The sequence below is a fragment of the Micromonospora humidisoli genome, from assembly GCF_016900955.1.
Lineage (GTDB): Bacteria > Actinomycetota > Actinomycetes > Mycobacteriales > Micromonosporaceae > Micromonospora > Micromonospora wenchangensis.
The window spans coordinates 882650-895612 of record NZ_JAFEUO010000003.1 but is presented as its reverse complement, the minus strand read 5'-3'; the positions used below and the strand labels follow the sequence as shown (position 1 = coordinate 895612).

The 12963-nt window shown below is 68.1% G+C and carries 7 protein-coding genes; 2 read left to right on the top strand and 5 right to left on the bottom strand.

The window, feature by feature from the left end:
* Positions 1-951 precede the first annotated feature (951 nt).
* Genes JQN84_RS14880 through JQN84_RS14865 form a run of 4 tightly spaced genes read right to left on the bottom strand, consistent with a single transcriptional unit; the run spans position 952 to position 8358 of the window.
* Entirely contained in the window at positions 952-3846 is a 2895-nt protein-coding gene (locus tag JQN84_RS14880) for a Z1 domain-containing protein (protein WP_204958907.1), read from the bottom strand.
* Complete coding sequence (locus JQN84_RS14875; RefSeq protein WP_204958906.1) at positions 3843-4829, bottom strand: PD-(D/E)XK motif protein; 987 nt, start codon at positions 4827-4829, stop codon at positions 3843-3845. Before JQN84_RS14875 ends, JQN84_RS14880 begins: the two co-directional genes overlap by 4 nt.
* A complete protein-coding gene (locus tag JQN84_RS14870; protein ID WP_204958905.1) occupies positions 4826-6340 on the bottom strand; it encodes an ATP-binding protein in 1515 nt (504 codons plus the stop codon). The genes JQN84_RS14875 and JQN84_RS14870 overlap by 4 nt, the downstream gene beginning before the upstream one ends.
* Before the next feature lie 32 nt (positions 6341-6372).
* Positions 6373-8358 carry an AIPR family protein gene (locus JQN84_RS14865; protein ID WP_204958904.1) on the bottom strand — a complete coding sequence of 662 codons (1986 nt, stop codon included), beginning with the start codon at positions 8356-8358 and terminating at the stop codon, positions 6373-6375.
* Positions 8359-8828: 470 nt separating this feature from the next.
* Between JQN84_RS14865 and JQN84_RS14860 the strand changes: the two genes are divergently transcribed.
* Positions 8829-9287, top strand: coding sequence for a very short patch repair endonuclease (locus tag JQN84_RS14860; RefSeq protein WP_239485300.1), 459 nt, complete (start codon positions 8829-8831; stop codon positions 9285-9287).
* A gap of 44 nt (positions 9288-9331) precedes the next feature.
* Complete coding sequence (locus tag JQN84_RS14855) at positions 9332-10642, top strand: ATP-binding protein (RefSeq protein ID WP_204958903.1); 1311 nt, start codon at positions 9332-9334, stop codon at positions 10640-10642.
* Between the two features lie 32 nt (positions 10643-10674).
* Here JQN84_RS14855 and dcm read toward each other — a convergent pair whose 3' ends face one another.
* Complete coding sequence (gene dcm, locus JQN84_RS14850) at positions 10675-12636, bottom strand: DNA (cytosine-5-)-methyltransferase (RefSeq protein WP_307821225.1); 1962 nt, start codon at positions 12634-12636, stop codon at positions 10675-10677.
* Positions 12637-12963 lie beyond the last annotated feature (327 nt).

Sequence of the window (12963 nt, the reverse complement as noted above, 5' to 3'; positions counted from 1 at the left end):
CACCGACGACGCCACTCCACACTCGGCTACCTCAGCCCCGCCGACTACGAACAAACCCTCACACCAGCTACCCTGCACCAGATCGCGGCATAACCCGGTGTCCACATCCCGGGGGGAACCTCAAGTCACCGTCTCCCCACCAACGCATCCCCATTCGCGGATGGCACTGGGGCTCCGCCTGTCAATCCGCAGTTCAGAACCGCTCTGTCAGCGATCAGTCAGATGATCGTCGTTACCGCTGACGCGTCCGGTCCTCTCCGCGAGAGCGGCCAGCCACGGCGAAGCAGGAGACCGGCGCGGGAGCCGCGCTGTCAAAGGCGATCTGTCCATCAGGAGGCAATCGATGTCACAACACCCCTGCCAGTAACACGAGCGCCAGGTCGCTGACGGTCCTGGCGAGCTTAAGCTGTGACACGGGTGCGGTGCGACGCACGAATCGACCCCTGCCATCGTCGCTGCCCACTCGGCACGGGACGACAGCGCGTCCATGTCGGGGTAGGGGAGTTCACCACCAGCGACGCCTGACCCTGATCCCGCGTACGGGTATCTCGAGGGGCGTAGAGGGCATTCGACGACGGGGCGCATCGTGAGAGGTGTGATGCGGTCGCGTTCGTGCTCCTCGGCCAACCGGGCGGCCTGCTCGTGTTCGCCAAGGTTGTCCAGGGTCTTTGATGACCTTGGTGCTACTAGCGGCGTCGGATGTTCTCTCGGACACCTTCAAGCTCGCCAGGGAGCGAACCTTCACCGCCACGACGGTCGCTGAGCAACTGCGCAACAGCGCCCCAGACGCGAACAACCGACCAAAACGGCTCGTCGCGGCGAGAGCGCTCGTCCGACGGCACCGGGTCGCCGAGCGCGGTGGCAAGGAATTCACCGACTCGGCACCCGAATCTTGATTGTCTGGCGTTAGGTTCCCCTTCGCGGCCCAGCAACGCACGTGCTCCGCTTGGGTCATACCGCCGGTGACATGTCGACAACAAGGTCATTCGGTCTGCCGCTGTCCATGGTCGTCCAGATCAGCCGCTTGCCGGCTCCACCGGTGCTTAGCGGGGTAATGGCCCGGAACCCGATCGTGACCAGTTCCGGATCGACCACGTCGCCTCGTACTCCCGTCAACGTCTTCGGCCTGACCGAGGGATACAGGGTGAGTACCGCTGTGCAAGGTGCCGCCAGCGCGTCGGCGGCTGGGTCGCGGTCCGCTTTGAGACCCGCGATCCGGGCTGCGGCGTTGCGGTGGCGGCTTTCGCTGATGGCGCTGAGCGTGCCCGTATCGCTCCGCTTCCTGCCGAAGATGCTGAACGGTCCGTGCCCGAGGATCATGCGGCCGGTTGAGGGGTCCACCTGTTGGGGTAGTAGCACGACCCACTGCCGGAGCTGGGTCGGGGCGAGAGAGTTCAGCCAGGTACGTTCCGGAACGAAGATGTCATCGCGGAGCCACTGCAGACGGTTCAGCACCTCCATCATCTCGCCATGCGGCACCACCGCGTGGTACGCCGCATACGTTTTCTTCGATCCGGTTTCCCTGAAGGAGACCGCGCCGGTCGCCTCAGCGGCGGCAAGGACCGGCTTCCAGAGCCTGAGGTTCTGCAGAGCCGGCTTGCCCTTCTCCGGGTGCGCGACCGGCTCCATCGGTTCACCTGGTGCGCTGCGCGAGACCAGTCGGGCGTTCCACATCTTGTTACGTCCGGTCGGTCGCAGGTCAGGACGATGTTGTTCGACCAGCGGAGGAATGCGGCTCGGGGTCAACCGCGACTCCGGAGCGGTCTCGGACGAGTACTTGCGGAGGTCATCGCGTAGGGCCTGTTCGTCCTGACAGGCGGCACCGAACAGCGCGTGCAGATCCTGGGTCGTGTACAGGCGGACCAGGTCCCGGTAGCCGGACCGGAAGCCGAACCACCGGCCCATCTGCATCAGGGTGTCGACCTGTTTGGTCGCGCGGCGGTAGTAGGTCACGGTGAGGCCCTCGACGGTGAAGCCACGGGCGAGCTTGTTGCCCCCGACGAGGATCCGCCACACACCGCGTTGGTCGAAGTCGAGGTCCTCCTGGTGCCTTTCCAGGTCGGGGTCGCTGTTGACGATGATGACCGGAGTGCCGTGGCGGTCGGCCGGCTGGATCAGCCCGATCGCGGCGGCGATGTCCTCGTGCATTTCTTCGAAGCTGCCCGGCATGGCCGCCCCGGGTGCCTGCGCGGTGGTGACGGGGAGGATGTCGGATTCGTACAGCTCCCTGAGCCGCTGAAGACCTGCCGGGCCGTGGTAGCCGGCCGTCGCCCAGAGCTTCTCGATGACCCCTGCGGTCTCGCGGTGGGACTCGCGGCCCATCGCTTCGTGAACGAGCATGGTGTGGTGCCGGTAGCTACCGGCACCGGCCCGTTGGCGGTAGACCTTGAGTGCGCCGGTAAGTACGTACATGTCCAGGGCGGCTCGCAGCTCGTGATCGGTGGGCTCGTCGCTGAGCCAGCGGACGTGGGCCCGTTCCTTCGACGTCTCCAACGGCCGCTGTCCGACCGGGCGGTCGTCGTCGAAGTCGTGGAAGTCGTCGGCACCCATGTAGCCGAGCGGTCGGGGCAGCGAGACGATGAAGTCCTTGGGGAAGATGTCCTCGACGTCGGACGGATCGATGAAGACGTTGGCGTACGGGGTGGCGGTGTAGCCGACGTACTGGGCGCGGGGCAGCATCGTCAGGAGCTGGGCGATGAGCCGGTTGATCGCCGTGCGTTTCTTGCTGTCCTCCTTCCACTTGGCGGGGCTGGTGGTGTTGACGGACGCCTGGTCGGACTCGTCGTCGATGATGAGTACGGGGATCTCGCCGAGCCGTGCGCTGACCTTCTTCAGGTCGGCGACGAGGTTGGTGAGGACGGACGCGTTCTTCTTCGCCACGACCAGGCGGGCGTCGCTGGTGTAGAGGTTGGCGGGGTGGAAGAACTCCTTGGTGGAATCGTGCCTTTTGAACCGTAGCGCCGAGATGCCCTGTTTGAGGCGCTGGTAGTCGCCCGCGTAGTTGCTGAGCCGTTCGATGTCGGGGTGCCCGGAGTCGGACGGTCTGCCACCGTGGTTGATGAACTTGTGGCGTTTCCAGTCGTCGTCGTAGCGGTACTCGTGTGCGGTGGGATCGTGGTCCGGCTCGATGTTCTCGCGACCGCACAGTTCCATGTCGAGTCGTCGCTGGGTCTGGGCTCTGAGCATGTTGGTGGTGCCCGTCAGGACGATGACCATCCGGTAGCCGGCGTCGATGGCCTTGGCGATCACGCCGGTGAAGTTGGCGGTCTTCCCGCTCTGCACGTATCCGACGACGAGGCCCTTGGCCTGGTAGGCGACTTTGCGGGTGGGGTCGGAGATGCGGCGGACAACTTCTTCCGTGGCCTCGTCGATGCCGGCGACGGCGGTCGGGTCCCAGCCGTTGGCCAGCAGGTTGGCGCTGTAGTGGGCCCAGTAGAAGTCACGTTCGGTGCGCCGCTGCGGGGTGCGCCACTCCTCGAAGTGTTCGGCGATGACGATGGGAGCGTCGGTCGCGGCCCAGGGGATGATCTCGGAGAGGAGCTCCTCGGTGGCCCGGTCGAGGCCGAGTGCACGGCAGGCGGCGGCCCGCCGCTCGGCCGTGTGGGGCGCGGTGCCGGCGGCCCACGGTCCGTCGTCCGTGTGGTCCCAGGACGACAGCTGGTAGGCGAGGCGTTGGCGTAGGGCGTCGTCCGGACCGGCGTTCTGCAGATGCGCGAGTAGTGCCGCTCCGTCGGCCAGCGAGGTGTCCCTGGCGAAGAGCGCCGCGAACTGGTGCAACGGGCCGGGGCCGGCGGTCTTCATGCCGTCGAGGGCGGAGCTGTAGCCGGTGGTGACGGTGTCGCTCATGGCAGCTCCTGTTGTCCGGCGGTGAGGGCGGTGCGCAGCAGGTCCGGCGGGTTGTCCTCGGTCCGGCCGGTGAGGTCGGTGCGGTAGCGGACGTCGGTGACCCGGGCGAGGTCTGTCTGCGGTTGCAGCATGGCCGGTGTGATGCGGGGGAAACCGGCGCCGACGATGAAGGTCGCCGGTGATGTCCTGAGCCGCCAACGGGTGCCGCAGGAGGTGGCGTGGCGGTCCGCCCAGCCTGCCGCGTGGAGCAGGTCGTCGAACCGGATCCGGTCGGCTCCGGCGCTGAGCAGGGCGCGGCTCCGACCGATAAGTTCCGGCAGGGTGGCGCCGTCGTGGCCCGCGACGGTGACCTGGACGGAGACCAGCCACAGTGGCCGCGCGCCGGTCGGTACGAGCTGGGTGAGTGATTCGATGGTGTGCCGGCGCTGTTCGTAGGTGGTGGTCTTGACCTCCACGTCGTAGCCGGGGAAGCCGAAGTCGTGTTCCTCCGACAGGGCCCCGCGCCACGCCTGCAGTGCCACTGCCGGTCCCGCGGTCAGGGCGACGCCGTTGAACAGGCACAGCTCGCCGAGCATGCCGGTCTCGGTGGAACGCCGCAGGGTGGCTTCGGGCTGGAGAAGGTGGCCCAGCTGGCGGAGGGTGTCGCGGACCGCGGAGGTCATCGGCTGGTGGCCGAGCTGGATCCGGTCGGCGACGGCCCGCAGCAGGGGGTAGGCGTCGAGGAAGACCCGGGGGTCCGTGATGACCAGCTCGATCATCCGTCGCCCGCCATGGTGGACGGTGCGGACGGTGACATGTTCCAGACCGGTGGGTGCCGGTCGCTCCCCCGGGCGGGCCGGCCCGCGCAGGCCGACCCGGTCACCTGGAACGGTGAACAGCACCAGCCGGGGCTCACCGGGTACCGGGTGGTCCATCGGTGCCGTGTGACGCAGATGTCCGGCGAAGGTCTCGGTACTGAGATGGCGCTCGCTGGACGTGCTCACCTTCGCTCCTCGTAGGCGGCGCGTTCTGCGCGGGCGGCGGTGGTGAGCAGGTCCTGCCAGAGTTCGATGTTGTCCTTGTCCCTGGGGCCGAGGTGGGCTCCCTGGAACGTGTTCTCGGCGAGCAGGTACAGCAGCGTCTTGAGCACAGGCAGGTCGTTGAGCCCGCCGCGTCGGCCGCCGAGCAGCGCGGCACGGTAGTTCCTGTTCAGCCAGAGGGTGTTCGCCTCCCGGTCGACCTCGATGAACTGGCTGTCCGGCAGCGCCTTCCACAGGATGTTGACAGGCTCATCGGAGAGCTGCGGGAGTTCGTCGCGGATCTCGCGGGTGACCTTCGGGTGCAGACCGCGGCCGGGCGGGACGACCGGCCGGCGTCGGGCGGTGGTGCGCTGGTTCGTGCTCGTCCAGACGGCTTCGGCAGCCTGCAGGTAGGTGGTGATGTCGGTGCCGTCGTCGGCGCGGGCGCGGGCGACGGTTCCGGCGAACCGTGGACCGGCTGTCACCCGGGTCTTCTCCGGGTTCATGGTGAACAGTCCGGGGATGTCGCCATCGATGTCGATCTCCACGCGGGCGAGCTGGAGCCTGCGGTCCGCGGCGTGGACACCCTCCCATCCGCCGGCGTGCAGGAGCCGGTCGTGGCGGTACACGTAGAGGCCCTGGCGCTGCTCCGCACCGCCGGGGAGCCGGTACTGCGGCAGGCTCGACCGGCCGGGCCAGATGTGGCAGCGCAGGACGACGGGGTTGCCGTCGAGGTCGGCTCGTAGCTCCTTGGGCCAGCCGGGTGGTGTCCCGGGGTAGGCGAAGGGGTCCAGGGCGTTGACGGTGCTGGCGATGCCGGCACCGAGTCCGGTGTCCTCGACGTCGATGCTGATGCGGATGTTCCTCCGCGTGATGATGCGGTGGAAGGTGAGGCCGAGGTGTCCCTGCAGGTGGGAGATGGTACGGGTGAGGAACTCCTCGACCTGGGCCGGGTCGTCGGTCGAGGGGAATCCGGCCACGTCGTCCCAGCGCACTACGGTTCCGCTGGGCGTGGTGGGCACCGGCCAGTTGCGGTCGAGTTCCGCGGCGGCGAAGTCGCTGGCGACGATGTCGCACCGGTGGTCGCGGCGGCTGCCGTTCAGCAACCAACGGCGTCCGACGGGTGGGTGGCCCGCGGCGCGCGACATGACGGTGAGGCTGGCGGCCTGACTGAAGGACGCGGCCTTGAGGCCGACACCGAACCGTCCGAGGTCGGTTCCGGAGTAGTTCCGGCGTCCACCGACCGTCATCGCAGCGTCGATGGTGTCAGGTCTGATGCCAGTACCGTTGTCGACGACGTAGAGACCGACGAGCCTGGTGCGGTGCCGGATGAAGCGGATCCGGATGCGGTCGGCGTCAGCGTCTATGGAGTTGTCGACGAGGTCGGCGAGAGCGGTCTCGAGGGAGTGGTTGCGGCCGAGGGCGTCGAGGGCACGCGGGTCCGGTGGGAGTTCGGTCGTTCCCTCGACGGGTACGTCCCGGGTCCACACGGACATGGTGGCGCCACCTCTCGGTTATGGTTCGTGGCTCAGAATCCGGCAACGGGCCGGAAGCCGGTCCGGCGCGCGCGGCGCATGAGCGGTACCGCAGCGAGGACGTCTCTGCCGGCGGGTGTCCACCGCTCGCGCAGCGCCTCCGCGACGTTGGCGGCGGTGCGCTGCTCGGCTCCGTCGAGTGTGCCGGTGGAGCGCCCCCAGTCGACCAGGTCCGACCAGTCCTGCGCGGCGGTCGCCTGGATGAGCTGAAGGTCCTCGACGTAGGTGTCGACGTCGGCCAGCTCCGCCTCGAGCACCGGTGAGGGTTGCCAGTCCAGTTCACGGACCGTGTCCCAGCACTCCGGCCGTTTCGCCCACTCCCCGACGTGGACGCGCCCGTCGGGTGGGGAGGTGATCACCTTCTGGGCGAGCACCGACACTTCGGCGATGGCCTCCCTCAGCGCCGGCGAGAGGTCCTGGTCGCGCCAGATCCTGTCGAGGTCGATGCGGCCCCGGGTGGCGTGGACGAGGAACGCGATGGTGTACGCCACGATATTGATCTTGTATCCGCCGAAGTTCTGATCACGCACGATCCGGTCAGTGCGGCGGAACAGGATCGCCTTGGCGACGAGCCTGCGGCAGTAGGCCTTGTCCACAGCGACCGGCTCGTCCTTGAGGCGCCCCTGGAAGAGCACGAAGTTCTTCTCGCCGCCGCGGCTGACCAGGTGGGGGTAGCGTGCCCACGCCTGCTCGAACCTGGCCAGGTCCGCCTTGTCGAACTTCTGGTCGGGCGGGTTCGACGCGCGGAAGGTGGCCCGGCGTGCCGGTGTCGTCTCCCTGGCGATGGCGTCGGCGTACTGGCCGCGGGCCCGTTCGTAGTACCAGTGGGTGTCCACGCGGTGCACCGGCCCGGGTGGGGCGAGGAGCGTTCGCATGATCCGCTCCACGTCGATGTGGAAGCCGCTGTTGGCGCGGAGATCGGATGCGGTGACCTTGTTCTGGGTGTTCGAGTACTGGGAGATGCGGGGGACGATCTCCTCGAGCCGGTCCGGGGACACGACGGTGAGTTTCATCTGTACGTGCACGTTGTCGACCGGGATCCCGTTGCGGCGCGCGTGGTGGATCGAGGCGGTGGTCTGGCCTCCGTTGACGATCTGCAGGCCGTGGATCCGCCGGATGACGCTCTGGCCGTTGGTCCCCCGGTCCAGGTCCACCCGGGACGCCGTGGCCGCGATGCCGTTGTTGTAGGCGAGGAACCGGTCCGGTGTGGTCCGCAGCGTCTCCTGGATGCCCCGGTTGACCGCACCCTTCGTCTGCAGGAAGGACCGCACATTGAGCTCGAGAAGCCGGCCACCGTGCTCGGCGTACAACGCGGCCAGGTCCGCGCCGGGCACGATGGCCAGGAATACCGAGTAGTCCCCGGCCGTCAGTGGCGCGGTCAGACACGGCAGGCCGTCGGGAAACTCGGCGATGATCGGTTCCGCCTGGGTCCCGGACACCGACCATGCGGCAAGGCGACGCAGGTCCCACAGTTCCCGGACGACCTTGCGGCCTTCGATCTCCGTCGTCATGGCGGGTTCCCGCACGACGCTGCGCGCGTTGGTGACGATGATGAAGCGGATCCGGTCGACCTGGTGGAACTTCTCCGCAACCGCCCGTTCCATACCGAGCACCTCGGAGGAGGGGTTCCTGCGTCGTGGGGTGCCCGGAACGGCCCTCAGCAGAAAGTTCTGCAACCGCCGGGTCACCGCCTCCAGCTCAGGGCGGTTGATCTTGTGTGCCTCGTCCGCCCTGGGGCTGTACACCGTCGCGAACAGATCCAGGCACCGGTCATCGGAGGAGAGCCCGTAACCGCTGATCTCCACCCCGTGGTCGCGGTACATGACCACGGTCGCGTCCTCGGTGTAGCCGTCCAGGCTGAACCGGTCCAGCATCATCCGCGCGAACGCTTCCGCCAGGTCGCAGCCGTCGGCGTCCGCCTGCGCCCGGACGTCCTCGATGAGGGTGTGCGCGAATGCGCTCACGTCCACGTCAGGCATGATTCGACTCCAGCAGGGCGCACGCGACCGCCGTCACGGATAGGACCGCCAGGGGTGAGCATTCAGACATCGCGCAGTCTTCCGGGACGAGGGGCGGTTGCCGGGCGGGGCATGGGGGTGGTCGACATAAGTGGCAGGGCTCTTCAGCATATTCGTCCGACGGCTGAATGTGAGAAGCCCCGGAGCCCGGTGTTACGGCGACTTTCAACGTACCGGATCGCCCCCTGCTACATAGGCCGGCGGTCGCCGCGCCGGTACCGGCACCGGTCCGGCCATGGTCCGGGCCGCGCCACCGGTGAATCCGCCGGTTGTGCCACCGCGCCCCGGCCCGGGCCTTCGGTCCGTTCGGCTGACATCGATGTGTACGCAGATGCCGTCGCCCACTGGGCGGTTGGCCGGTCACGACCGGCGTGGTGCCACCGGATCCGTCCGGACGGCCGGAAGGCACCTCACCCACGACGGAGGGCGCTTTGACATCCACCGGTCGTCGACCGGCACCCCTCAACGCGCTGGTGTCGGCGCAGATGAGTCGGATGCCACGCTCCTCCACGCGCCCGGAACTCCTCATCCGTCGTGAACTTCACCGCCGGGGGATGCGCTACAGGGTCAACCTCAAACCGCTGCCCGGCCGGCCCGACATCGCCTTCACCAGAGCGAAGATCGCCGTATTCATCGACGGATGCTTCTGGCATCTGTGTCCGTTGCACGGCACGATCCCCAAGAACAACTCGGCTTGGTGGACCGCCAAACTGCAGCGCAACGTTCAACGTGACCGCGAGAAGGACCACCAGCTCTCCGCAATCGGCTGGACGGTGGCGCACTTCTGGGAACACGAGGACCCCGTGGACGTCGCGGACAGCATCGAAGCACTCTGGCACCGGAGACGGGGAGCACCGGAACGCGGTACAAGATCACCACGTGATGTGTGACATCCTGGTCCTGAAGCTGTCGTCGTACACCGGGGAGGAAGCCGATGCCGGCCGGATCATGGTTCCAGGTGCCACCCTCGGCCGCGAGACTGACCGGCTCCCTGCGCGACATCGGCTACGAGTTCCCCACCGCGGTGGCCGACATCGTCGACAACAGCATCGCCGCGGGAGCGACCCACGTCGACATCAGCATCGAGTTCGACGGCGCGGACTCGCGGGTCTTCATCACCGACGACGGTTCGGGCATGGCACCGAACGCGCTCCTCGAGGCCCTCCGGCTCGGGTCACGACGCGGCTACGCCGACGGCGACCTCGGTCGGTACGGGCTCGGACTGAAGACCGCGTCACTGTCGCAGTGCCGGTCCGTCACCGTGATCACCCGGAGCACGCCGAAGGTCTTCCGCACCCACGCCCGCAGCCTCGATCTCGACATCGTCGAGGAATGGGACGAGTGGGTCATCGTCGACCCCGGTGCCGATCCCGACGTCGTCCGTGCCCGGAAATGGCTCGCCGAGGGCACCGGCACGGTGGTGCTCTGGCGCAGCCTGGACAGGGTTCTCCCGGAGCGCCGGCCCGAAGGCGGCTGGGCGAAACGCCGCATCGAGACGCTCGCCACCCGCACCGCCGAACACCTCGGGATGGTGTTCCACCGATTCATTGAGGGCACCGCCGGGGACCGGCAGGTCGTGATCTCCGTCAACGGGCAGAAGGTCCGCGCCTGGAACCCGTTCGCACCGGACGAAGCAGCCCGGCAGGAACTACCGCCCCAACGCTTCGAGGTCACACTCGGCAACGCCGGGGGCCACGTGACCCTACGCCGCTATATCCTGCCCTCACGCGACGGCTTCAGCAGCCCGGGCGAGTTCGAACGGCACTCCGGACCGCTCAACTGGAACCGTCAGCAGGGCCTGTACATCTACCGGGCCGACCGCCTCGTCCAGTGGGGCGGTTGGGGCGGCATCCGCGGCATCGATGAACACACGAAGCTCGCCCGGGCCTCCGTCGACTTCGGCACCAGCCTCGACTCCGCGTTCAACATCAACGTCGCCAAGATGCGGGTGGCGATCCCCGCCCAGCTCCGCCAGATGCTCGAAGCACCGATCAACGAGCTGTGCATCTACGCCAATGACGCCTACCGCAAGACCCCCCGCACCACCGCGACGCGGCGGCCGGTCCCCGCCGGTCTAGGTGCCCCGCCCGAGGTCCGCGCCGCCACGCATGCCACCGCCGCTGCCGGCCTCGCCCTGCGGGCCGCAGCTATGCAGGCCGGGGAATGGACCGCCTGGCAACACATCACCGCCGTACTCCGGGAACAGTCGCCGGACGTGCTGAAGGCCCTCGGTCTGGACACCTGAAGCCGTCCGCAGAAGGACGGGCCGACTACCGGTCAGAAGAGCCGGAGGCTTCCGGCCTGGCTGCTGCGGCACACCTTCTGCAACGGGCACGCGTCACATGTCGGCTCAACCGGCCGGCACAGTGTGTTGGCCAGCTCGATGAGACCCAGATGCGCCCTGCGGGCCTCGCTGTCGTCACCGATCATGCGGGCCACCGCCAGCCGGCCGTCCGTGAGCCGATTCCTCCGGTCGACCGGCTCACCGAGGTAACGGGCAGCCACCCGCAGCACACCCTTGGTGGAAAGCACCGGTTCCTCCGAATCGTCCTCGCCCGCACTGGGCACGACCAGGATCGCCAGGTCCGCCAACGCCTCGTGCACCCCGGGGATGTTGCGTACCGCGGCGTCGTCATCGAGGACCGCCGGGTTGTCGGCCAGCCGCCCGGCCAGCTCGACGATCCGCCCCGCACGGACCTCCTTGCCCGTCCAACGCCCGATCTCGCCCAGCTCCGACTCCGCGAGCACCGTCGCCTGCGGGGACGTCCACCTCGCGATCAGCGGCCAGAGCGGACGTACGACGTCCACGGAGGCGCGGTCCAGCAGCATCTCCGCCTGGATAACCTGCCACCTCGTGGTCGCCCGCAGCCAGGGGAGGCCACGGACCTCAGCGCTGTCGAACCATCCGGCGAGCAACGCCGCGACCTCCCGCGTGGAGATCTCCGCCGGCCGCGCGGCGACGACGCTCCGGCGCACCGCGCCCGCCAGGTGCTCGGCGAACAACGGTGGCACCGCGTTGCCGATCTGGCGGAAGGCCGCCGAGGGGGGTCCGGCGAACCTGAACCAGTCGGGGAAGGTCTGCAACCTGGCCGCCTCCCGCACGGTCAGGGTCCGACCCTGCCGCGGATGGATGTACCAGTAGCCGTCCTTCGCGATGTGCGCAGTGATCGTCCGGGAGAGGCCGTCCTCGTCGAGGCGCTTGTACTTGTCGTCGAAGATGTCGTCGCGGTACCGCCTCATCTCCTCGGGCAGGTCCGAGTAACGGGTGGTGGCGTCCATCAACTCGAACGCACGGGCGTCGTCCTCACGGACAGGTCGGGTGACGTGATCGAACACCTTGCGCCTGTCAGCGTCCGTCACGTCGGCCCGCATGCTGCGCTGATACTCCGTCACCGGCTCCGCGTAATCGGTCCACCCCTCGGCGCCGCCCTCAGGGCGCCAGCCACCCTCCACCGGCGGAAGATCCCCGATTGCGTTCCATACGGTCACCCGCTCGAGCGCATGCGGCGGCCACTCGAACAGCGCGCCGTCGGCAAGAGCGACGACGATCAGGCGCTGCCGGAACTGCGGGACCCCGTACCGCCACGTGTCGACCACCTGAGCCTGAACGGCGTAGCCCATCGACTCCAGCTCATGGACCATCGTCCGGAAGATGAACATTTCCTTGTCCAAGGCCATGTCCGGAACGTTCTCCATCAGCACCGCCGGCGGCCTGGCGAGCCGGATCACCTCGATGAACGAGCGCCACAGGTCCCGACGCTCGTCGTACGGGTCGCGCTCCGCATAGCGGACCCGGTGACGGATCATCGACCGACCGGCTTTCGAGAACGGCTGGCAAGGAGGACCACCGGCGAGCAGCTCGATCCGGCAGTCCCGCACGAGATCAGCAACCGTGCGGATCACCGCGGGATCGCCCAGGTCCCAGTTGACGCTGAGGCCCCCATGGTGATGCCGGTGCGTCTCGACCGCCTCCGCATCGTGATCAACACTGAGCACGACCTCGTAGCCTGCCTTCTGCAGACCGAGGCTCAACCCGCCAGCACCGCTGAAGAGGTCAGCGGCCAGAGGTCTCCCTGTACGACGGACACCAGCGGCATAGGCGGGGAGATCGGCAGCGTCCTCGCAGCTGTCCGGATGGGGGGAGAGCCGCACGAACGGGCCCCTGACCAACTTCACGCCGTACCCTTCGCGCTTCCTGGGCTTACGGGTGCGGGCAGGTTCAGCGGCGGTCACGGTCACGCACGCTACCGTCGTCGGGGTGCCCAAAGCCAGCGCCGAGCCGAGCCCCGCGTAGGGTCGCGACCACCGCCCGCTTGCATGGGCAGAACACCAGGATGTGGGGCCGGCACCGGTCCGAACCTCACCATAGAGATGTGCCGCATCCTCGGCCTCTTGACCACCCGCCTACCGATGGTTGGGTAATCCGCTTCGACGAGTTCGGGCCCCTGAACCTGCAACCCCGACCCGGCCGCCTGGCGACCCGCCGGACACCCGGTGCGGCTGGGCAGGCCAGCGACGGTGCAGGATCTTGATTGCGGACTACCGAGCTGGCCAGATCGGATTGAC

Excerpts from the sequence above, each read along its gene's own strand:
- JQN84_RS14880 (WP_204958907.1), bottom strand. The coding sequence starts at position 3,846 with ATGAGCGACACCGTCACCACCGGCTACAGCTCCGCCCTCGACGGCATG.
- JQN84_RS14870 (WP_204958905.1), bottom strand. The coding sequence starts at position 6,340 with ATGTCCGTGTGGACCCGGGACGTACCCGTCGAGGGAACGACCGAACTC.
- JQN84_RS14865 (WP_204958904.1), bottom strand. The coding sequence starts at position 8,358 with ATGCCTGACGTGGACGTGAGCGCATTCGCGCACACCCTCATCGAGGAC.
- JQN84_RS14855 (WP_204958903.1), top strand. The coding sequence starts at position 9,332 with ATGCCGGCCGGATCATGGTTCCAGGTGCCACCCTCGGCCGCGAGACTG.